17 protein-coding genes and 1 tRNA gene are annotated in these 21,063 nt (G+C 55.8%); 9 read left to right on the forward strand and 9 right to left on the reverse strand.

Annotation, left to right across the window (positions count from 1 at the left end; all coding sequences use genetic code 11):
- Positions 1-11: 11 nt before the first annotated feature.
- Positions 12-3,062, reverse strand: coding sequence for a formate dehydrogenase-N subunit alpha (gene fdnG, locus ACK13D_RS18255; protein WP_418796976.1), 3,051 nt, complete (start codon positions 3,060-3,062; stop codon positions 12-14).
- 404 nt (positions 3,063-3,466) lie between these two features.
- Here fdnG and fdhD point away from each other — a divergent pair, with 404 nt between their 5' ends.
- Complete coding sequence (gene fdhD / locus ACK13D_RS18260; protein WP_010257467.1) at positions 3,467-4,291, forward strand: formate dehydrogenase accessory sulfurtransferase FdhD; 825 nt, start codon at positions 3,467-3,469, stop codon at positions 4,289-4,291.
- On the opposite strand, the gene ACK13D_RS18265 is transcribed toward fdhD, so the two are convergent.
- Complete coding sequence (locus ACK13D_RS18265) at positions 4,288-5,064, reverse strand: DeoR/GlpR family DNA-binding transcription regulator (RefSeq protein ID WP_137229742.1); 777 nt, start codon at positions 5,062-5,064, stop codon at positions 4,288-4,290. The genes fdhD and ACK13D_RS18265 overlap by 4 nt on opposite strands.
- Before the next feature lie 207 nt (positions 5,065-5,271).
- Between ACK13D_RS18265 and ACK13D_RS18270 the strand changes: the two genes are divergently transcribed.
- From ACK13D_RS18270 to ACK13D_RS18280, 3 genes are all read left to right on the forward strand, one after another.
- Positions 5,272-6,612, forward strand: coding sequence for an aspartate aminotransferase family protein (locus ACK13D_RS18270; RefSeq protein WP_033759400.1), 1,341 nt, complete (start codon positions 5,272-5,274; stop codon positions 6,610-6,612).
- Between the two features lie 282 nt (positions 6,613-6,894).
- Positions 6,895-7,512 carry a superoxide dismutase [Mn] gene (gene sodA / locus ACK13D_RS18275; RefSeq protein WP_008926407.1) on the forward strand — a complete coding sequence of 206 codons (618 nt, stop codon included), beginning with the start codon at positions 6,895-6,897 and terminating at the stop codon, positions 7,510-7,512.
- Between the two features lie 212 nt (positions 7,513-7,724).
- Entirely contained in the window at positions 7,725-8,693 is a 969-nt protein-coding gene (locus ACK13D_RS18280; protein WP_022624830.1) for a VirK/YbjX family protein, read from the forward strand.
- 8 nt (positions 8,694-8,701) lie between these two features.
- On the opposite strand, the gene ACK13D_RS18285 is transcribed toward ACK13D_RS18280, so the two are convergent.
- The 6 genes from ACK13D_RS18285 to ACK13D_RS18310 form a co-directional block, all read right to left on the reverse strand.
- A complete protein-coding gene (locus ACK13D_RS18285) occupies positions 8,702-9,064 on the reverse strand; it encodes a YibL family ribosome-associated protein (protein ID WP_003848030.1) in 363 nt (120 codons plus the stop codon).
- Between the two features lie 103 nt (positions 9,065-9,167).
- Positions 9,168-9,713, reverse strand: a complete 546-nt coding sequence (mtlR, locus tag ACK13D_RS18290) for a mannitol operon repressor MtlR (protein WP_171820345.1) — start codon at positions 9,711-9,713, stop codon at positions 9,168-9,170.
- 64 nt (positions 9,714-9,777) lie between these two features.
- On the reverse strand, positions 9,778-10,926 hold the full coding sequence (gene mtlD, locus ACK13D_RS18295) for a mannitol-1-phosphate 5-dehydrogenase (RefSeq protein WP_010257450.1): 1,149 nt from the start codon (positions 10,924-10,926) through the stop codon (positions 9,778-9,780).
- A 96-nt stretch (positions 10,927-11,022) separates the two neighbouring features.
- Positions 11,023-12,957 (reverse strand): PTS mannitol transporter subunit IICBA, encoded by a 1,935-nt coding sequence (locus ACK13D_RS18300; protein ID WP_010257448.1) that lies wholly within the window; start codon positions 12,955-12,957, stop codon positions 11,023-11,025.
- A 432-nt stretch (positions 12,958-13,389) separates the two neighbouring features.
- Positions 13,390-14,106 carry a DUF3053 domain-containing protein gene (locus ACK13D_RS18305; protein WP_010671639.1) on the reverse strand — a complete coding sequence of 239 codons (717 nt, stop codon included), beginning with the start codon at positions 14,104-14,106 and terminating at the stop codon, positions 13,390-13,392.
- 237 nt (positions 14,107-14,343) lie between these two features.
- Positions 14,344-15,942 carry a gamma-glutamyltransferase family protein gene (locus ACK13D_RS18310; protein WP_311978204.1) on the reverse strand — a complete coding sequence of 533 codons (1,599 nt, stop codon included), beginning with the start codon at positions 15,940-15,942 and terminating at the stop codon, positions 14,344-14,346.
- Between the two features lie 734 nt (positions 15,943-16,676).
- Between ACK13D_RS18310 and ACK13D_RS18315 the strand changes: the two genes are divergently transcribed.
- Positions 16,677-16,973, forward strand: a complete 297-nt coding sequence (locus ACK13D_RS18315) for an HTH-type transcriptional regulator (protein WP_010257438.1) — start codon at positions 16,677-16,679, stop codon at positions 16,971-16,973.
- A 41-nt stretch (positions 16,974-17,014) separates the two neighbouring features.
- Here the strand turns inward: ACK13D_RS18315 and ACK13D_RS18320 are convergent, their stop codons facing one another.
- The gene (locus tag ACK13D_RS18320; protein ID WP_010257434.1) at positions 17,015-17,608 is read right to left on the reverse strand and encodes an HD domain-containing protein; all 594 of its coding nucleotides are present in this window, start codon (positions 17,606-17,608) and stop codon (positions 17,015-17,017) included.
- A 62-nt stretch (positions 17,609-17,670) separates the two neighbouring features.
- On the opposite strand from ACK13D_RS18320, the gene ACK13D_RS18325 reads away from it, so the two are divergent.
- From ACK13D_RS18325 to ACK13D_RS18340, 4 genes are all read left to right on the forward strand, one after another.
- Complete coding sequence (locus tag ACK13D_RS18325) at positions 17,671-18,135, forward strand: MarR family winged helix-turn-helix transcriptional regulator (RefSeq protein WP_010671641.1); 465 nt, start codon at positions 17,671-17,673, stop codon at positions 18,133-18,135.
- Positions 18,136-18,230: 95 nt separating this feature from the next.
- Entirely contained in the window at positions 18,231-18,659 is a 429-nt protein-coding gene (locus ACK13D_RS18330) for an organic hydroperoxide resistance protein (protein ID WP_010257431.1), read from the forward strand.
- Positions 18,660-18,980: 321 nt separating this feature from the next.
- Complete coding sequence (gene eptB, locus ACK13D_RS18335) at positions 18,981-20,672, forward strand: kdo(2)-lipid A phosphoethanolamine 7''-transferase (protein ID WP_158132109.1); 1,692 nt, start codon at positions 18,981-18,983, stop codon at positions 20,670-20,672.
- A 125-nt stretch (positions 20,673-20,797) separates the two neighbouring features.
- Positions 20,798-20,874: transfer RNA gene (locus tag ACK13D_RS18340), tRNA-Pro, on the forward strand.
- The last annotated feature ends 189 nt before the right edge of the window (positions 20,875-21,063 follow it).

Here is a 21,063-nt window from a genome sequence, read left to right on the forward strand (position 1 = left end):
GTCATCTACCGTTACGCTTTTTCCACTTTCACTAAAAATCCCTTGTACTCCGGGGTCTGCGAGTTGGCATCGCCAACCGACGGCGTCAGCGTATTGGCGAGGAAGCCTTTACGCGTGGTGCCTTCAAAGCCCCAGTGACAGGGAATACCCACGGTATCAACCGGCTTGCCGTCAATCATCAGACGCTGCAGACGACGTGTTACCACCGCTTTGGCTTTGATATAGCCACGGCGCGACGAGACTTTGACGCTGTCTCCGGCCTTGATGCCTTTCTCCTCTGCCAGTTCGGTGCCGATTTCAACAAACTGCTCCGGCTGCGCAATCGCGTTCAGCAGGGCATGTTTGGTCCAGTGGCGGAACAGTTCGGTGATGGAATAGGTGGTGGCGACGCAGGGATAGTCAGCGGCCTCGCCCAGTTGCGCGGCGTCGCTGCTGAACAGTCGGACGACCGGACTATGACGCTGCTGCGGATTCATAGGATTGTCGGCGAGCGGGCTTTCCATTGGTTCGTAATGTTCCGGGAAGGGGCCGTCGGCCATCTTATCGAGCGCAAACAGGTGGCCAAGACCATCGGGCTGCATGATAAACGGACCGGCCTGCTGCTGCGGCGACAGCGTTACCGGATAATCCGGCACGTCAATGCCGTGCCAGTGAGTGCCATCCCACTCAATCAGGCGGCGATTCGGATCCCAGGCTTTACCCTGCGCATCCGCGGAGGCGCGGTTGTAGAGAATGCGGCGGTTAGCCGGCCACGCCCAGGCCCAGCCGGAGACCGCGCCCAGCCCCGATGGGTCGGCGTTGTCGCGTCGTGCCATCTGGTTGCCTTCCGGCGTCCAGCTGCCGCTGTAGATCCAGCAGGCGCTGGCGGTAGTGCCGTCGTTACGCAGCTCTGAGAAGCCGTTGAGCTGCTGGCCTTTTTTCAGCAACAGCTTGCCGCTGGCGTCGTAAATGTCGGCAAGCGCCTGACCGTTGTTCTCCTGCGCCACCTCTTCCGGCTCAGGATTAGACGGATCGCGGTAGTCCCAGCGCATTGCCATCAGCGGTTCAGGGTTTGCTCCGCCTTCCAGGCGATAGAGCGCGCGCAGACGCATGAACAGATTGCCGAGGATTTTACCGTCGTGCAGCGCTTCAGCGGGCGGCTCCGCGGCCGCCCAGTGCCACTGCAGCCAGCGTGACGAGTTGGCCACCGATCCCGACTCTTCAGCGAAGCAGGAAGAGGGCAGACGGAACACTTCGGTCTGGATTTTCGAGGGATCGACATCGTTGAACTCGTCGTGATGCTGCCAGAAGCTGGCGGTTTCGGTGCGAAGCGGATCGATCACCACCATATATTTGAGGCGGGACAGTGCCCGGACCGCTTTATTTTTGTCCGGGAAGGCGGCCAGCAGGTTGAAGCCCTGAATCAGGCAACCATTGAGCGCGCCCTGTTCCATCATCTCCGCCTGCGCCATGCAGTCGTAGCTCTTATCCCACTTCGGCAGCCAGTCGTAGCCCCACTGGTTTTCCGCTGTGGCCTTATCGCCGTAGAAACTCTTCATCAGGCTGACGAAAAATTTGTCGGTGTTCTGCCAGTAGTTGACCTGATCCGGCAGTGTCGCGACCGGCGTGGCCTGCTGCAGGTAGGTTGCCAGCGTGGTCATCTTCTCTGAGGGCAGTGGCAGATAGCCCGGCAGACTCTGCGCCAGCAGGCCGAGATCGGTATAGCCCTGCACATTGGAGTGGCCGCGCAGCGCGTTAATACCGCCGCCTGGCATCCCGATATTACCCAGCAGCAGCTGAATCATCGCCGCCGTGCGGATAATCTGCGAACCGTTGGTGTGGTGAGTCCAGCCCAGCGCATAGAGAATAGTCGCGGTGCGATTCGGCACACAGGTGGAGGCCAGTTGCTCGCACACCGCAATAAAGGCGTCCTGCGAAGTGCCGCACAGGCGCGTTACCATTTCCGGGGTGTAACGGCTGGCATGGGTTTTCAGCAGATTCAGCACGCAGCGTGGGTGAGTGAAGCTCTCATCGCGTTTCGCATGGCCGTTTTCATCCAGCTCATAGTGCCAGCTCTGACGATCGTACTGACGGGTTTCAGCATCGTAACCGCTGAACAACCCGTCGCTGAAGCTGAAACCTTCGCTGACAATCAGTGCGGCATTGGTGAAGGCGCGAACATACTCCTGCTGAATCTGATTGTGTTGCAGCAGATAGTTGATCACCCCCATCAGGAAAACCACATCGCTGCCGGCACGCAGTGGCGCGTAGAGATCGGCGACCGCCGCAGAGCGGTTAAAGCGTGGATCGACCACGATGACCTGCGCATTGTTATGAGTTTTGGCTTCAATCACCCATTTAAAGCCAACCGGATGCGCCTCGGCGGGGTTGCCGCCCATGATCATCACCACATTGGCGTTTTTGATGTCGTTCCAGTTATTGGTCATTGCACCACGACCAAAGCTGGGGGCCAGCGCGGCCACGGTCGGGCCGTGACACAGGCGCGCCTGATTTTCCAGCGCCAGAATACCCAGCGAGCGGGCAAATTTCTGATCGAGCAGGCCGGTTTCATTACTGGCGGCGGAAGAGCAGAGCATGGCGGTAGTCGGCCAGCGGTTTACCGTGACGCCAGCGGCATTGGTGGCCTGGAAATTGGCATCGCGATCCTGCTTCATCAGGCGGGCTATGCGGTCAAATGCCTCATCCCAGCTGATGCGCTGCCATTTATCCGAGCCTGGCGCGCGGTATTCCGGGTATTTCAGGCGCTGTTCACTGTGAATAAAGTCGAGCACGCCCGCGCCTTTGGGGCAGAGCGATCCACGACTGACAGGATGGTCAGGATCGCCTTCAATATGGTAAATCGAGGCGCGGGCATTTTTAGCGCCATCACCCAGGCTGTAAATCAGCATGCCGCAGCCGACTGAGCAGTAGGTGCAGTTATTACGTGTCTCTCTGGCGCGAATGAGTTTGAACTCTCTGACGCTGGCTAAGGCTGTGGTGGGGGCAAAACCGAGTAACGCCGCGCTGGTGCCCGCCAACCCGCCAGCACAGATTTTGAAAAAACTCCGTCTGTTAATTTGCATTTTATCGTTCTTCTTTATTGGCTCCATTGCGAAGCCTTGCAAAATAGCAGCCCTATCTGCCTGTAAGTTGACCAGGGTCAACAGGTTAGTCATTAGTAATTCTTTTTCTAAATTTTGTTAAAAATCCTCGGCAACCAATTCCCGGCGCAAGCAGATTTCCCGTAGCGGCAGATAATTACTGTTGTTTTATGCTTACCGATGTTAAAGCCTGAAAGATACCCATTCTCATTCTGCCCGCCAGCAGGCGTGGCTGCGCCTTTCCCGGTGAGAAAACCGCATGAATTGCCCCGCTGTTTATTTGCGCCGCACCGGGCCAGAAGGCAAAATTAGTCTGCGTCTGATCACCGCTGTGCAGCCGTACTGACTGTCGCATTTCATTATTTATTAACAACAGGTCGTACTTTTTGAAAGCTATCCAGCCTGACTCAGGCGAAGATTTAACAATTCAGGCCGGCGTCAGCAGAACGCAGGTATGGCAGCGTGCCGATTTGACCGCAGCAGAGTCTGACTGGCTGGCGGACGAGGTGCCGGTGGCGCTGGTTTACAACGGCATCTCTCACGTGGTGATGATGACCACGCCCAAAGATCTGGAGGCGTTTGCGCTGGGTTTTTCGCTGTCAGAGGGCATTATCGACGCGCCAGGCGACATTTTCGGCATGGACATCGTGCCGGGCTGTCACGGCATTGAGGTTCAGATTGAGCTTTCCAGCCGCCGTTTTATGGCGCTGAAAGAGCAGCGTCGTGCGCTGGCAGGCCGTACTGGTTGCGGCGTATGCGGTGTTGAACAGCTGGACCAGATTGGCAAGCCGCTCTCTCCGCTGCCGTTTACCCAGACCTTTGCGCTGGATCAGCTGGATCGGGCGCTGGGCCAGCTGAAAGCGTATCAGCCGGTCGGACAGAAAACCGGCTGCACCCATGCTGCCGCGTGGATCCAGCCCGATGGTCAGCTGGCCGGTGGCTGCGAAGATGTGGGTCGCCATGTGGCACTGGATAAGCTGCTGGGCTATCGCAGCCAGGCTGAGTGGGGGCCAGGCGCGGTGCTGGTCTCCAGCCGTGCCAGCTATGAAATGGTGCAGAAGTCTGCCATGTGCGGGGTTGAGATCCTGTTCGCAGTCTCGGCAGCGACCCGCCTGGCGGTTGAGGTGGCTGAGCGCTGCAATCTGACGCTGGTCGGATTCAGTAAACCTGGGCGCGCTACGGTTTACAGCCATCCTCAGCGACTGCGTTAAACCACCATCACCTCTGGCAGCGTCTGCTGCAACGCCTCAAGGGCGGCACTGTTGTCGCCGCCACTATCCGTAATCAGCAGGTTGATCGCCGGTGACGGCGCGTAAACCGTGCGGCTGACTACCCCCAGTTTGGTGTGATCGGCCAGCAGATAGCAGGAAGTGGATTGCTGCACCATCGCCCTGGCGATGGCCGCTTCGTGCGGATGAAAACTGCTGGCACCGCAACCCGCCTCAATGCCGACCGGTGACAGCAGCGCCACATCGGCGCGATAGCGGATAATCTCACCCACGGTAATTTCGCCGCGCGTCTGTTGTGCGCCCGCCGACATCATCCCTCCCAGCAAAATGATCTGATTATTCAGCGGCTGATCTTCTTCTCCGGCGCTCAGCGCCAGCGCGGCCTGCAGGCTGTTGGTCACAATCGTCAGGCCGGAAAGGGCGTGCAACTCCTCTGCCAGCAGCGTGGTGGTGCTGCCCGCATCCAGAAACAGCGTTTGTCCGGGCTGCAGCAACTGCGCAGCGGCGCGGGCGATGGCGCGCTTCTCCCGGGTCTGGGTACTGCGGCGTTCCGTCAGCGGCGGTTCAGCCCGCGTTTCAATCGCCACCAGCCCGCCGTGAACGCGGCGCGCCAGACCCAGCGCTTCCAGCTCAATGATATCGCGGCGCGCGGTTTCGCGTGAGACCCCCAGCTCCCTGATAATGCGCTCAGTACTCACCTGGTTAAGCCGGGTCAGTAAGGCACGGATGCGATGAAGGCGCGTTTCCTGCAGCATAGAGGTTTCCTTTTAAAGCGCGAAGATCACGGATGATACGCCAGTGAAGCGAAAGATTCCGTCTGAATCAGGGAGCAAGCTTAGCGTGGCGATCTGCCTGCGTCATGTGTATTTTATTGCATTTGTGTATTTTGTTGCATTTTAGATTCAGGCAGGCATGATAAAGGCGTCAGCTCTTCCTCCTTCATCCTTGTAACGGGAGTCATTATGGCCACGCGTTCCACTATTATGGATACCAACAGTTTCCGCGCCGAACATGCCGATGCGCTCGACAGCGAGACGCGCAAACTGACCGATAAACGCAGCAAAGTGCTTGGCGAATCTTATCGCCTGTTCTATCGCAAACCGGTGCATCTGGTGCGGGGTGAAGGGCAATATCTGTGGGATGCGGCGGGCGATAAATATCTCGACGTCTACAACAACGTGGCGAGCATCGGGCACTGCCATCCGGCCGTGACTGAGGCGGTGACGCAGCAGATGAAAATGCTGAATACCCACACCCGTTACCTGCATGAAAATATTCTGGACTACAGCGAAGCGCTGCTGGCGACCACGCCCCCGGCGATCGATCGCGCGATGTATATGTGCACCGGATCGGAAGCTAACGACCTGGCGATTCGCGTGGCGCGCGCCTTTAGCGGCGGCAGTGGGATTATTGTCAGTAAAGAGGCCTATCACGGCACCAGTGAGCTGACATCCGGCGCTTCTCCGGCGCTGGGCAGTGGACAGCCGCTGGCGCCCACCACGCGGCTGGTGATGCCACCGGATGCGTATCGTGTGGACGCGCCTGACCTGGGCGACTGGTTCGCTGACCAGATTCAGCAGCAGATTGATGATATGGCGGCGCACGGCATTAAATTTGCCGGTTTCCTGGCGGACTCAATCTTCTCCTCAGACGGCGTGTTGCCCGATCCGCGCGGCTTCCTGAAAAAAGCGGTCGAGGTGGTGCATGCCAACGGCGGCATCTTTATTGCCGATGAAGTGCAGCCTGGTTTTGGCCGTACCGGCGACGCGTTCTGGGGCTTTGGCCGCCACGATGTGGTGCCTGACATCATTACCACCGGCAAGCCAATGGGCAACGGCATTCCGGTTTCCGGCCTGCTGGCAAAAAGTGAAGTGCTGGCCGCCTTCAGCGACTCAATTCCCTACTTCAATACCTTTGGTGGTAATCCGGTCGCGATGGCGGCGGCGCAGGCGGTACTGAAAGTGATCACCGAAGAGGGGTTACAGGAACACAGCCGCGTGGTCGGCGCGAAGCTGCTGGCGGAGCTACGAACCCTGATGGATCGCTATGAGTGCGTGGGGGATGTGCGCGGTGCGGGACTGTTTATCGGCTTTGAGCTGGTCACCGATCGTCACAGCAAAACGCCGGACAAAACGCTGGCGCTGGATTTAATCGAGAAGCTGCGTGAACATCGCGTGCTGACCTCGGTCGCCGGCCCGTATGGGAATGTGCTGAAACTGCGTCCGCCACTGGCGTTCCAGGAAGGGGATATCGACTGGCTGGTCGGCGCGCTCGACAGCGGGCTGCGCGAACTGGGCAGGTAACGCGCAGGGCAGGGCAGATGCGGCGTTCGGGCGGGATGAGTGCCTGCTGGTGGTGCTGGCAGAGTGCTTCGCTCTCCCTGTCTGATAAAGCTGAAAAGGCGGAGTCAGCAGCAGCATGCTGTAAAAACAACGGGTTGCTTTTGCCAGATTTCTCAAATCCTTATGGTTAATAGGGCATTGATTACCCTTTTACGCTACATGAATTTAACTATAATGATTCGACTGCTTACGCGGCACGTCCCGAATTCGTCGTGCTGCTCAAACTAAATGGAGAGGAAGAACATGAGTTATTCACTGCCATCCCTGCCTTACGCATACGACGCACTGGAACCGCATTTCGACAAGCAGACGATGGAAATCCATCACACCAAACATCACCAGACCTACGTGAACAACGCTAACGCGGCGCTGGAAGGCACTGAATTTGCCAATCTGCCGGTAGAAGAGCTGATCACCAAACTGGATCAGCTGCCAGCAGACAAAAAAGGCCCACTGCGTAATAACGCAGGCGGCCACGCTAACCACAGCCTGTTCTGGAAAGGCCTGAAAACCGGCACCACGCTGCAGGGCGACCTGAAAGCGGCTATCGAGAAAGATTTCGGTAGCGTGGAAAAATTCCAGGAAGAGTTCGAGAAAGCGGCTGCGACCCGTTTCGGCTCAGGCTGGGCGTGGCTGGTTAAAAAAGGCGACAAACTGGCTGTGGTATCTACCGCAAACCAGGACAACCCGCTGATGGGTGAAGCGGTTGCTGGCGTTTCTGGCTTCCCAATCATCGGTCTGGACGTGTGGGAACACGCCTACTACCTGAAGTATCAGAACAAACGTCCTGACTACATCAAAGCATTCTGGAACGTGGTCAACTGGGACGAAGCAGCAGCCCGCTTCGCAGCTGCCCAGTAAGTTAACCCAGTGTTAACGTGATAACGATAAACCGGTGGAATTTATTTCGCCGGTTTTTTTTATCTTTAAATTCTGTCGTCCCAGATTAAACCAAAAATAAACGGATCTCGCTTTTTAACCGCCGCGCTTTTAACCTTCTGCCACATTAACACGCCGTTGATACTCGTTGTCTTATGCTCAGTGACATTCCTGCTCACTGTGTGTCGATGACTATGTCAATTATAACTACTCACGAAACTACGACCGATTCTTCTGCATCGCTTTTTTTTCAGTTAATTAGCGGAAAATACGTTCCGAATAAACTCTGGATAAGTAAACGTTTCCGGCTGAAATTTGTGTTAAGAACCTTAATATCACCGCTGACTACGCTGCGTTATCTGGATGAGCTGTCGCATTTACCGCAACTCCCTCTGTTGATGAGTACTCAGGGATTGCTGCCAGCCAAGCTGCACCGGCCCTATCTGCGCTCAGGGTTGAGCATTGCTGCGCGCGCGCAGGCGATACTTGATCATTACAGCCTGATGAATAATCTGGAAAACCCTGCGCTGCGTCAGCTGCTGCAAAGCGCCACGGATAATCCGCTGGCCACGCTGACCGGTAAAAATGGCGAATCGTTTTTACTTTCCTGCAGCTCCGGTTATTTCGATCGGGAAGGGGAAGTGACGCTGGTATTACGTTATAACGACGAAATTATTGCTTCACTTTCATTTTCAATTCTCAATGAAAATAACCAGCGCACATTATTAATTGGCGGATTACAGGGTCCGCGAAAACACATCAATAATGAGGTGATCCGCGAGGCGACCAAAGCGGCGCAGGGTCTCTTTCCGAAACGCCTGTTAATGGAAGCGGTATTTATTGTGGCGAAGCAGTGCGGCGTGGAGAATATTCTGGCGGTAGGCGATGAGACTCATGTCTTCCGCAGCCTGCGCTATCGCCACAGCAAGGGGGATAAGTTCTTTGCCAGCTACAGTGAATTCTGGCTGTCGCTGAGTGGCGAGGCGCGCAGGGATGGGATGTTTATCCTGCCGCTGAGCCTGCCGCGCAAAACGCTGGAGGAGATTGCCAGTAAGAAGCGGGCTGAGTATCGTCGCCGCTATGAACTGCTGGATGCGCTGGCGGAGCAGGTCTATGCCGCCGCCGGCGAACGCAAAGCCGATGTCGATCAGGCTGCTGCCTGATCGACCCGTCAGAATGCGGTTTTGGCGAAGCCGGTCATTGCTGTCAGCCCCATCTCACGTCCCAGCGCGGTCATTGGATGCACCACGACCAGGCCGCGCACGCTTTTCTTCAGCGCGCCCAGATTTGCCTGCTCTTTCTTGGTAATTTCGCGGCTGAAGCCCATTTTTTGCAGCTTCTGCGCCTCGGCACTGAGTTTTTCTACCCGCTGACCGCGCAGACGCTCAATCTCAATGACCAGCGCTTCTTTCTCTTTCAGCAACGCGCCCAGTTTCTCGACATCACCCGATTCCAGTAACTGCGGCTCTTTGCGGTTCAATGCGTCCAGCTTATCGCTGAGAAGTTTGATTTCGTTCTTTTCTTGCTCTTTCATGACAACAACTCGTTGAGGAAAACAGGCCAAGGATACACCAAATCTGGCGCATATTCCCGCTCAGGTTAAGACGAAAAAGGCGCCGTGATGGCGCCTGACAGGATTAGCTGCCGGACTTTTTAAACGCCTGCTTCATACTGATGCGGGCGATCAGCTCGGTTAGCGACAGGACCATGGTGGATCGCACCATCTGCAGATAGCGCTGCTGCTGCATGCTGCGCAGCTCTGCATCTTCGGTGTGAAACACCGGTGCGGGCGGCCAGGCGGTGACGCAGTGCAGTTCACCAAACGGGCCAAGGATCTCATCGTCGGTAAAACGATAATCACCGCTGTCGTGATTCAGCTCTTCGCGCAGCGCCAGCAGCAGTTCACCATCTTCATATTCGTGCCGGCTGATAACACCAAGACCGTAAATCAGCTTCAGACGAACCGAGAGTTCGCCCAAAGGACCATCGCCCAGCAGCAGCGGTTCTACGGCATATTTCACCGCGTAGTCATCTTTGCGGAAGACCTGCAGCACCAGCAGATTGACGGCTTCAGCCAATAGCTCAACGGCGGCGATCAGGAAGCTTCTCACCGAACGACCGGCGTTCAGGCGCTCAAGCACCCGGTTTTCAAAAGCCTGCTTCTCTTCCATTATTGCCTGCATGGGTTCAATACCGCCGTTGGGCGCAGGCGAACTGCGCCCGGCTTGCGTCACTAACACGCGCGCATTATGCCATAGCGTGCCAGGCGCTCACCACCGAAGCCACCACTTCGCTGTCAGCATCCAGACCTGAAACCTCAGCCAGTGTCGCCTGTGGGCCTTTTTCTGCCAGCAGCGTGGCCAGCTCCTGCGCCTGTGGGTCCTGGTCGCTGCGATAGTGCATCGCGGCGGCAATGCCCTGCACCAGGCTGGCGTGCGGTAAACCATACTCCAGCGTGCCCAGCGTCGGCTTGATCAGGCGATCGCCCGCGCTGAGTTTACGCAGCGGCTGACGACCCACACGCTCAACATCATCTTTCAGATAAGGGTTCTCAAAACGGCCAAGAATTTTCTGGATGTAGGCCGCATGTTTATCCGCCTCAAAACCGTAGCGCTTAATCAGCACCGCGCCACTCTCTTCCATCGCCCCTTTCACCACGGCCCGGATTTTTTCATCGAGGATGGCGTCACGAATGGTCTGGTGGCCGGCCAGCTGGCCAAGATAGGCGGTAATCGCGTGACCGGTGTTCAGTGTGAAGAGTTTACGCTCAACAAATGCCATCAGGTTATCGGTCAGTTCCATACCCGGAATCGCAGGCAGGTCGCCTTTAAACTGAGTTTTATCGACGATCCATTCGCTGAAGGTTTCAACGGTCACTTCCAGCGGATCGGTGCTGCCCGCTTCAGACGGTGGCACGATGCGATCGACAGCGGAATCCACAAAGCCGACATGCTGCTCAAGCCAGGCGTGATACTGCTCCGGCAGCGCCTTCAGCACATGCTGTTTCAGCTGGCTGGTGCCGCGCACCATATTCTCACAGGCGATAATATTTAGCGGGCGGGTATTGCCGTTGTCGCTGCGTTTTGCCAGGCCTTTAGCCACACTGCCGGCAATACGCTCCAGAATCTGCGGGCCCACGGCGGTGGTAACGAGATCGACTTCAGAAACCAGGGTGATGATCTCATCGCTGGTGCTGTTTACCGCACTGACGCCTTTAACGGTTTCTGTTTTGGCCTGCTCGCCAACTACATGAACGGGATACTCATGACGCGCGTTCAGTGCATCCAGCACCGTCTGATTCACATCAGCAAAAACCAGTTCGATACCTGCATCAGCCAGTAACTTGCCGATAAAGCCGCGACCAATGTTTCCTGCTCCGAAATGTAACGCTTTCATAATTTTTGACCCATATCAAATGACGATGGGGCGGGCAAACCCGCCCCAGGAAATCGGGACGGGCATGACCGCCCCAGGGAAAATAATTGCTATAAATTACGCGATTGCAGGCTTACCTGACAGCAGATCCAGCACTTCCTGCACGCTGGTGGTGTTCGCCAGCTTCTCGATCACGCTGTCATCATCCAGCGCATTGGTCAGACTGGTGATCACCTGGATGTGCTCGTTGTTACGGGCAGCAATACCAATCACCAGGCGCGCCACATCGTCCGGCTCTTCACCGAACAGGACGCCTGCCGGATACTGACAGAACACTACGCCGGTTTTCAGCACGCGATCTTTCGCTTCGACGGTACCGTGCGGCACGGCAATCGACTCACCGAGATAGGTCGGTGTCAGTTTTTCACGCGCCAGCATCGCCTCAACGTATTCAGGCTCAACGTAACCGCCTTTCACCAGCTGTTCGCCAGCAAAGCGAATCGCCTGCTCTTTGTTACTGGCGGTCAGGCCGAGGAAGACGTTATCCGCTCCCAGTTTAAACAGGTGTGCGTTGCCTTCATCGTAGCTGTCAGAGAGCGCGGTATTCACCGTTTGACGATGCACGTCGCTGCGGTTAGCCGCCACCAGACGTTCGGTCAGGGTGCTGTAGAGCGCGCTGTCGAGGAAGTTGTTCAGCGAGATATGCTGCGCATGCGGAGCCTGGCGGATGGCGCGTTCAGTCAGGTCACGGTGGGTAATCACCAGATCGACATCACCCGGCAGGGCGTTGATCGCGGTATTGGTCACCGACACATTGCTCAACCCGGCGTCCTGCACTTTCTTACGCAGTACGCCTGCACCCATCGCGCTGGAACCCATACCGGCATCACAGGCGACGATGATTTTACGCACGTGATGCAGTTCAACGCTCATGGCATCGCTGGCGACTGGGGCACCCGCGCCGCTCTGGCCTTTAGACTGCGCTTTCATCTCATGCATGCGCTGGGTCGCGGCTTCGATATCGTCATCTTCTTTGACTTTGCTGGTTTTCAGCAGGATAGCGGACACCACGAAGGAGACGGCGAAGGCGGCAGCGATAGCAGCGATGTTCGCGAAGTAGGCCCCTTTTGGCGTCATTGCCAGCACCGCCAGGATTGAACCCGGTGAGGCAGGAGAGACCAGGCCACCGTTCAGCACCGTCAGCGTGAAGACGCCGGTCATACCGCCAAGGATAACCGCCAGCAGCAGGCGAGGAGCCATCAGCACATACGGGAAGTAGATCTCATGGATGCCGCCAAGGAAGTGGATGATTGCCGCACCGCCCGCAGACTGTTTAGCACTGCCACGACCAAAGAACATATAGGCCATCAGCACGCCCATACCCGGACCCGGGTTGGCTTCGATCAGGAAGAAAATGGATTTGCCGGCTTCACTAGCCTGCTGGATACCAAGCGGCGAGAAGATACCGTGGTTAATGGCGTTGTTCAGGAACAGGATTTTCGCGGGTTCGACGAAGATCGAGGTCAGTGGCAGCAGGTTGTTCTGCACCATCAGATTCACGCCCGCGGCGAGAATGTGTGACAGACCTTCTACCAGCGGACCAATCGCCAGGAACGCCAGCAGTGCCAGTATCATCCCGATAATACCGGCCGAGAAGTTGTTGACCAGCATCTCGAAGCCGCTTTTGATTTTGCCGTCAATCGCCCGGTCAAACGACTTGATTGCCCAGCCGCCCAGCGGACCGGCAATCATCGCACCGAGGAACATCGGCATATCCGCACCGACAATCACACCCATGGTGGTAATGGCACCGACCACGCCGCCGCGATCGCCGCCCACCAGACGCCCACCGGTGAAACCGATCAGCAGTGGCAGCAGGTAGGTGATCATCGGGCCAACCAGTTTGGCCAGCGTTTCGTTAGGGATCCAGCCAGTTGGAATAAACAGTGCGGTGATGATACCCCAGGCGATAAACGCCCCGATGTTTGGCATCACCATATTACTCAGAAAGCGACCAAAGCTTTGTACTTTGACCTTCACTGATGAGGACATAAACCCACCCCTTATTGAGACGCGCTGCAATAGGAGAGCGCGCTTGTTTTTGTTTAGCCACCCCGACCCAAAGCCGGTGGTATTACTGTATGCACGCGGACTCTATCACGCGAATTTGACGCTGCGTAGCGTGCGGGGTAAGTGTGATCTACATCACTGATTAAGGGTGGTGGCAGGGGTGATTAGCGTGATTTTGATCACACTTTAAAGCGTAGCTCAGGCTCATTTGGCTGATTTTTAGACGGGGTGGCCGGTTATCTGTGAGGTGAATCACACTTGCTTGACGTTGATTTGTTATATATCTGTGACTTAGATCACAAACTATTTTTGGTCGAAAACGCGCCAGATCACACTTCATTCAGCGGGTGATTGGGTGGGAGGAGAAAAGAGAGTGGGACGGGCAGACGATTAGCGTCTGCCCGTAAGGCGGGTTTACTGCAGACCACCCTGGACGGCAGCCTGTGCCTGAGGAAGCGCCTGCGAATTGGCGGATAAAGTGCTCATCAGCGCGTTATATTGCGACGCCTGATCCTGAGTCGGGAACTGCACGCCGCCATCATTGAAGCTGACACGTGTTCCCTGCGTTTGCAGGAAATCGCCGGTCTGCACTGCACCCTGGCTCAGCGCCTGGAGTTTTGGCAGCAGAGGAATCAGCTGATTGGCGGGCACCGTCACCACTTTGTTATAGGCGGTGTCGTAGACTTTTTTCAGGTCATCCGGCTGCTTCAGGGTCGCCTTGCTGCTGTCCGCCTGCATTTTGGCGCTTTCAATCTGCTGGGTGACGATCACCAGTGCGCTGGTCGCCTGACGCAGGGAATCACGACGGCTGAGATAATCCTGCGGAACGCGAATGGCAGAAAGCTCATCCACCACCGGACGCATACCCTGTTCAACCGCTTTGTTCGCCTGCTGCGAGAAGCCATACATAATGGCGTAATCGCTGGCGAAGTTGCCAAAGCTCTGCTTCTGGTTTTCGCTGAGGCTGGGCAGATGCTCGCCGCTGCGCATCACAGTGTTCTGGAGAAAATCGATAAATGCTTTGCGCTGCTCGCCTTCTTTATCACCGCATGCGGTGAGTTGCAGCACGATCAGCGCGCCAGCGAGCATAATGCCGCCACGTGCCATAAGGCGTGTAAGTCCTGAAGCCATAGGGTCAACTCCTGTCGGTGATACTGTCAGATGTCCAGGTAGGAATGGCCTAAAGAATAGAACAAACCCGAGCCACGGCACAACGTGAAACCACCTGTGAAACAGATGCTTTCTGAAACGCCGGTTACAGAATGGGGCCGCCTGCGCCTCAGGGCGTGTTGCGTTCCCTGCCATCGCAGGCTTCAGCGCGCAGAGATGAAGTAGGGGTTGAGCAGCCTGACGCTCACTGCCGCGACCTTAAAACACCACCGCCTGACCATCTTTGCGACTCTCACTGGCCGCAATGTAGAAGCCCTGCGGATCGCGCACTATCGCCTGCGCGCCACCAAAATTGTAATTACTCAGGGGATCTTCCAGTACCACGTTGTGGCCCATACGGCGCAGTGTGCTCAGGGTATTGCGATCAAGTGTGGATTCAAACACCACCTCGCGTCCCTGCACCACGCGCCAGCGCGGCGCATCAATCGCGGCCTGCGGATTCTGCTGGTGCAGCATAATGCGCAGCGCCAGCTGGAGGTGTCCCTGCGCCTGCATCGGGCCGCCCATCACGCCAAATGCCATCAGCGGCTGGCCCTGCTGATCCCGCGCAAAGGCCGGAATGATGGTATGAAACGGCCGCTTACCGCCCGCCACGACGTTGGGATGGTCTGGATCGAGTGAAAAGCCCGCGCCCCGGTTCTGCAGGCTGATGCCGGTATCGGGTACCACCACGCCGGAGCCAAATCCCATGTAGTTAGACTGAATGAATGAGACCATCATGCCGCTGGCATCACCGGCGGCGACATACACTGTGCCGCTCTGCTGCGGTGATCCAAAGCGGAAATCTCCCGCCTTGGCAGGATCAATTAACGCTGCCCGCTGGCGAATATAGTCGTTGCTGAGCAGGTGTTCCGCCGGAAATTCGAGGTGATCTTCATCGGTGACATAACGGTCCAGATCAACCAGCGCCAGTTTCATCGCCTCGATGGAGAGATGCAGCCACTGCGGCGAATCCGGTGCATAGTGGTTGATTTCCCACTCTTCCAGAATGCCAAGTGCAATTAAGGTCGCAATGCCCTGACCATTCGGCGGCAGCTCCTGCACCGATCCTCCGGCAAACGGACGCGACAGCAGAGTAACCCAGTCGGCACGATGGTTTTTCAAATCCTCCAGCGTCAGGGCTGCGCCATGCTCACGGGCGAAGGCTGTCATCTTTTGCGCCAGTGCGCCGCGGTAAAAGCTTTCGCCCTGAGTCTCAGCGATTTCCTGCAAGGTGCGGGCCTGAGCCGGGTTGCGGAATAGCTCGCCAGCACGCGGCGGACGACCCTGCGGCGCAAAGCAGTCGCTAAAGCCAGGTTGATCCCGCAGCTTGTCATAGCCGCGCTGCCACAGCTGACCAATCAGCGGTGAAACCGGAAAGCCGTGGCGCGCATAGTCAATTGCCGGTTGTGCCAGGGTGGTCAGCGGTAAGGTGCCAAAGCGCTGTGCCAGTGTGACCCATGCCGAGACGGCCCCTGGCACAGTGACGGATTCCCAGCCGGTTTCAGGCATCGCACTAAAATCGGCAAAGCGTTCGGGATGCCACGCGGCTGGCGATCGGCCTGAGGCGTTTAACCCATGCAGCTCGCTGCCATCCCAGACAATGGCAAACGCATCGCTGCCGATGCCGTTTCCGGTTGGCTCCAGCACGGTTAAGGCGATGGCGGTGGCGATAGCCGCATCCACGGCGTTTCCACCCTGTTGCAGCATCCGTAAACCCGCCTGCGCCGCCAGCGGTTGAGAGGTTGCGACGGCATTACGACCCATCATCGGTACACGATGAGAAGGGTATCCGACGTTAAAATCTGTTTCACGCATCGCTTTTCCTTACAGAGGTCAGGTATAGGTTTGGCCTGTCGTCAGTGCGTTATCACGGGGCTGCACTTTTACCGCGCATCGGGTCGATGGTTGCCGGGTAACTGCACCGGCATGAGGCGTCAGCCGTTTCGTTAAGATGACTGTTGATTAATCTGGCGACAGATCGCCTTTAAGAATAAAAGATCTACCCGCTCTGCACTGTGAGCCGCCGCGCGCCAGTTCTCAGGCCCAAACCAGGACTATTCTTAATTTAATAAGAACAGTGAATATATGTGTTCAGGAAGTAAACCATTGGCGTATATTTTGCACTCACTACCTGAAGAGGTGTATTGCCTCACAGAAATGAGAATATGCCAGCAAAAAGCTTGATGGCATCCACATAAATAGCAAACACCATTTGATTTTTCTGCCCACACCGAAGGCACAAAACTCAACTGCCTCAGCAGGTTAGAGGTGCTGGAACTTTTCCGGCAAACCATAGTTAAAAAAATAATTATAAATTGCGCGGCAAATAGTCAGGTCTCTATCCATACTTAGTCTCCCGGCATTTGTTGCATTGACCTGACATCTTTAAAGCAGTGCACCGCAGGCTGTGTCCCGTAATGGTTTCTCTCATAACAAAAATAAACCCTTGCGGGATCCAGCCTGAAACAGGCCCGGTTTCAGAGTCCTGACTTCAGGCTCGTACCTCTCTACTTTCACGTGCTTCATAGCGAGTTTTTAAGGAGTTCTCTATGGAATTAAAAGACCCGATGTTTGAATTGCTCAGCAGCCTTGAGCAGATTGTTTTGACACGTGATGATCGCGCCGCCGAGTTACTTATTCAGCGTCAGCAACCCGCCCAGCCAGAGCCGCAGCGTCTGCGTGAAATGACCGGCATGCAGGTTGATGAGTTTGCAAAAGTAATGGGCGTGAGCGTTTCTTCCGTGAAAAGCTGGGAAGCCCGGCGTACCCGTCCTTCCGCGACGGCGCAGAAATTGATGAAGTTATTACATGCCAATCCCTATCTGGGACGGCAGTTGCTTGAATAAACTGATATCACGAAAAGAACCCGCCGCTGGCGGGTTTTTTATTAGCGTAATTCGCTGTATTTAGCCGCCTGTCTGGCAAACCAGCTCTCCGGCACGCTATAGGGCGGCTCCCGCAACTGTGCGAGTCCGCTTTCGATAATCATTGAAGCCTGCTGCCATAACTGCGCATCTCCCTGCTTCAGCAACTCAATCTGTATCTGCTTTTCAACCAGGTAGACCCGCGCAAAGTCGGGATCAAAACGCACAATCGCGCGGGTGTTATCGATGATGTCAGCCAGTTTGATGGTTTGTGCCTCAGGACTGGCGCTGGCTGTATGGCGGAAGTGCGCCAGTTTACGGGCCGTGCGATTTTTTGCCCCAGCGGGTGCGCTGTTGGTCAGCATCTCTACCAGGCTTGCCACGCGCGTACCAAAGTGCGTTTCGATATCGCTCTGTGTGGTTGCGGTATCTTCCACGGTATCGTGCAGCCAGGCCGCCGCTAACAACGCGTCGTCATGGCTGACGCTGCGCACCAGTTCCACCACCGCTGCCGGATGAACAATATAAGGCTCATCGGTATATTTGCGGCGCTGACCGGCACTGGCATGTGCCTCGGTGGCGAAGCGACGCGCCTGTTCTTCCAGTGAATCCTGCATGCCTTTCCCCCTGACAAAAAGTTTGCTTGCAATTATCTAGCGCGCTATCTATATTATTAACCATGAACTGTGATCAAGATGACAAAAAAGTGAAAACGATGCCACTGTTGGTCGATCAGCACCTCTGCTTTGCGCTTTATTCTGCCAACCTGGCGATGAATAAAGTCTATCGTCAGTTGCTGAGCCAGCTCGACATCACCTATCCTCAATATCTGGTCATGCTGGTGTTGTGGCAGAAAGATGATGTCACGGTGTCAGAGATTGGCGAGCAGCTTTTTTTAGACTCGGCAACATTAACGCCACTTCTGAAGCGACTGGAAAGTGCAGGCCTGATTAACCGGCAGCGAACCCGTCAGGATGAACGCCAGGTTGCGGTGACGCTGACCGAAGCCGGGCAGGCGTTACGGGCCAGGGCTGAAGCCATTCCTGAAGCGGTCAAGTGTGCCACAGCCTGTGATGATGACGCTCTGCTGGCGCTGAAATTACAGCTGGATGGGTTGCGAGATAACCTGAATAAGTCACGATAAATATTGCTGACGGGTGCGCGGCACCCGTTAAACCTCACCGCCTGATTACGGCTGTATAAGTAGTGGGCGATTAAATAGCGTAATGGAGAAATGTCATGTCTTTAGAACAAGTGGTTTACCGCGCCAAAGCCAAAGCAACCGGTGGTCGTGATGGTCGTGCAACCTCTTCTGACGGTGTACTGGACGTGAAACTGGGTGTGCCAAAAGAGATGGGCGGTGCAGGCGGCGAAGTGACTAACCCGGAGCAGCTGTTTGCTGCGGGCTATTCTGCCTGCTTCCTGGGCGCGATGAAGTTTGTGGCGGGCCGTGACAAGATCACCATGCCAAAAGACGCCTGGATCGAAGGTGAAGTGGGTATCGGCCCTATCCCTGATGGTTTTGGTATTGAAGCGACCCTGAACATTCATCTGCCAGAGATGGATGAAGCAGAAGCGCAGAAGCTGGTTGATGCGGCACACATCGTTTGTCCTTACTCAAACGCCACCCGCAACAACATCGATGTCACGCTGAACATTATTCGCTAAGCGTGCTGCGGGCCTGAAACTATCAGGCCCGCACTTTTCTTACTCTGTCATTTTCTCTCTCCTGCTGCTGTCTGCGACAGCCCACCTGGCCGTTCCTGTCCGCTGTGTACAAAAAATGTGCTAATCAGGTCGACAACGATTATTTTCTGGTCTATCAAACGCGACCATGTTTTACTGAGCCACCTCGCGTTATAGCCTGTAAATCCGTTCAGAATTTTCCTTCATCTTGTCCGGTCCGCTTATTCAGCGAACTCTGCCGCGTTTCGGCAGTCACATAAAAGATTTGGTCAAGCGCTTCACACCGGAGAAACACCTTTTTTCATGAATTACATTAAAACCCTGACTCAGCAGAAGTTATCGCTCTTGCTGGCGCTCTATCTCGGTATCTTATTGAATTTGCCGATTTTCTATCGTCGTTTTGACGGTTTTCTCAGGCACTCTACGGTTACGAACTGGCTGACTGCCGTCACCGAGGTAGTGGCCATTGTGGTGCTGACTTTCTTCCTGATGCGTCTGCTGTCGCTGGGAGGAAAGTGGTTTTATCGCGTGCTGGCCACGCTGATTGTGCTGATTTCGGTTGCCGCCGCCTATTACATGGCGTTTTTTAACGTGGTGATCGGCTACGGCATTGTGGCTTCGGTGATGACGACTGACACCGATCTCTCTAAAGAGGTGATTGGTTACCATTTCATCCTGTGGATGGTGCTGGTCAGCGCGCTGCCACTGCTGATGATCTGGCGCAATAAGCTGAGCATGACGCTGAACGAACAGCTGCGTACGCCGGGACAGCGCCTGAAACCCACCCTGATCATGCTGCTCTGCGTGGCGCTGGTCTGGCTGCCGATTCGGTTTTTCGACAAGCTGCAGAAGCATAACGAAGAGATCACTAACATCGATCTGCCGAGTTACGGCGGTGTGGTGGCGCACTCTTATCTTCCTTCGAACTGGCTGGCGGCTGTGGGCCTGTTTGCCTGGACCCGTGTGGATGAGTCGCTGAACAGCCAGGAACTGCTGGATCCGGCGAAGAAGTTTACCTACGTCGCGCCTGCCGGGCTTGATGATACCTATGTGGTGTTTGTGATTGGCGAAACCACGCGCTGGGATCACATGGGGATGCTGGGCTATGAGCGTGACACGACGCCGAAGCTGTCGAAAGAGAAGAACCTGGTGGCATTCCGGGGCGAGTCCTGTGATACCGCGACCAAGCTGTCACTGCGCTGCATGTTCGTGCGCGAAGGCGGCACTATGGATAATCCGGGCCGCACGCTGAAAGAGCAGAATGTGTTTGCGGTGATGAAAGAGCTGGGCTTCACCTCTGAGCTATTTGCGATGCAGAGCGAAGTCTGGTTCTACGATAACATCAACGCCAACAATTTTGCCTTCCGTGAGCAGATTGGTTCAGAGAAGCGTAATCAGGGCAAAGCGGTGGATGACATGCTGCTGGTACCGGAGATGAAAGCGTCACTGGATCGTTTCCCGAAAGGTAAGCATCTGGTGGTGTTGCACACCAAAGGTTCGCACTACCTCTATTCACAGCGTTATCCGCGCAGCTTCGCGAAATATCAGCCGGAGTGTATGGGCGTGGATGAGACCTGCAGCAAAGCGCAGTTGATCAACGCTTATGACAACTCGGTGCTGTATGTCGATAGCATGCTGGATAGCGTGCTGGATCAGCTGCGTGATAAGAAGGCGATCGTCTTCTATGCCGCCGACCATGGTGAGTCGATTAGCGAGAATATGCACCTGCACGGCACGCCGCGTGAGATGGCTCCGCCTGAGCAGTTCCGGGTGCCGATGATGGTCTGGGCGTCAGATAAGTATCTGGAAGACAGTCAGAACCGCAGCAACTTTGAGCGTCTGCAGGCGCAGCAGCGTGTGGGCCGGACCCATCGGCACGTTGAGCTGTTCGATACCATCCTGGGTTGTCTGGGTTACACCTCGCCAGATGGCGGTATTAACCCGGCCAACAACTGGTGTCAGGCACCGGGTAATGGTCAGGCTAAACCGCTGTAATAGTGGTCGAAAAGGGTAAAGCAGGCGGCTGATTCCCGGTAACCGCGTGCTTTCCAGGCGATTGGCGGCAAAAGCATAAAAAGCGGTTGACGCTGATCGGGGGTAGCAGTAACATGCGCCCCCATCGGCGAGTAGCGCAGCTTGGTAGCGCAACTGGTTTGGGACCAGTGGGTCGGAGGTTCGAATCCTCTCTCGCCGACCATATTTAAGAAACCTGTCTGAAAAGACAGGTTTTTTTTCGTCTTAAGAAAAGTGGATGAAAGGTACGGATTTACCGTTGAGCGGGCTTTAGGGAGCATACGTCTGGCAGACGCATCAGGTACTTACAGAAGCATCTCAGACAACTGACAGATCCTAACCCGAGTGACGCTGACAGCAATGAACAATCTCA

This window comes from Pantoea sp. K16 (assembly GCF_048452805.1).
GTDB lineage: Bacteria > Pseudomonadota > Gammaproteobacteria > Enterobacterales > Enterobacteriaceae > Pantoea > Pantoea agglomerans.

Bases quoted from the DNA above. Each gene is read 5' to 3' on its own strand.
- fdnG (WP_418796976.1), bottom strand. From the start codon at position 3,062: ATGCAAATTAACAGACGGAGTTTTTTCAAAATCTGTGCTGGCGGGTTG.
- ACK13D_RS18265 (WP_137229742.1), bottom strand. From the start codon at position 5,064: ATGCTGCAGGAAACGCGCCTTCATCGCATCCGTGCCTTACTGACCCGG.
- ACK13D_RS18270 (WP_033759400.1), top strand. From the start codon at position 5,272: ATGGCCACGCGTTCCACTATTATGGATACCAACAGTTTCCGCGCCGAA.
- sodA (WP_008926407.1), top strand. From the start codon at position 6,895: ATGAGTTATTCACTGCCATCCCTGCCTTACGCATACGACGCACTGGAA.
- ACK13D_RS18280 (WP_022624830.1), top strand. From the start codon at position 7,725: ATGTCAATTATAACTACTCACGAAACTACGACCGATTCTTCTGCATCG.
- ACK13D_RS18285 (WP_003848030.1), bottom strand. From the start codon at position 9,064: ATGAAAGAGCAAGAAAAGAACGAAATCAAACTTCTCAGCGATAAGCTG.
- mtlR (WP_171820345.1), bottom strand. From the start codon at position 9,713: ATGCAGGCAATAATGGAAGAGAAGCAGGCTTTTGAAAACCGGGTGCTT.
- mtlD (WP_010257450.1), bottom strand. From the start codon at position 10,926: ATGAAAGCGTTACATTTCGGAGCAGGAAACATTGGTCGCGGCTTTATC.
- ACK13D_RS18300 (WP_010257448.1), bottom strand. From the start codon at position 12,957: ATGTCCTCATCAGTGAAGGTCAAAGTACAAAGCTTTGGTCGCTTTCTG.
- ACK13D_RS18305 (WP_010671639.1), bottom strand. From the start codon at position 14,106: ATGGCTTCAGGACTTACACGCCTTATGGCACGTGGCGGCATTATGCTC.
- ACK13D_RS18310 (WP_311978204.1), bottom strand. From the start codon at position 15,942: ATGCGTGAAACAGATTTTAACGTCGGATACCCTTCTCATCGTGTACCG.
- ACK13D_RS18315 (WP_010257438.1), top strand. From the start codon at position 16,677: ATGGAATTAAAAGACCCGATGTTTGAATTGCTCAGCAGCCTTGAGCAG.
- ACK13D_RS18320 (WP_010257434.1), bottom strand. From the start codon at position 17,608: ATGCAGGATTCACTGGAAGAACAGGCGCGTCGCTTCGCCACCGAGGCA.
- ACK13D_RS18325 (WP_010671641.1), top strand. From the start codon at position 17,671: ATGAACTGTGATCAAGATGACAAAAAAGTGAAAACGATGCCACTGTTG.
- ACK13D_RS18330 (WP_010257431.1), top strand. From the start codon at position 18,231: ATGTCTTTAGAACAAGTGGTTTACCGCGCCAAAGCCAAAGCAACCGGT.
- eptB (WP_158132109.1), top strand. From the start codon at position 18,981: ATGAATTACATTAAAACCCTGACTCAGCAGAAGTTATCGCTCTTGCTG.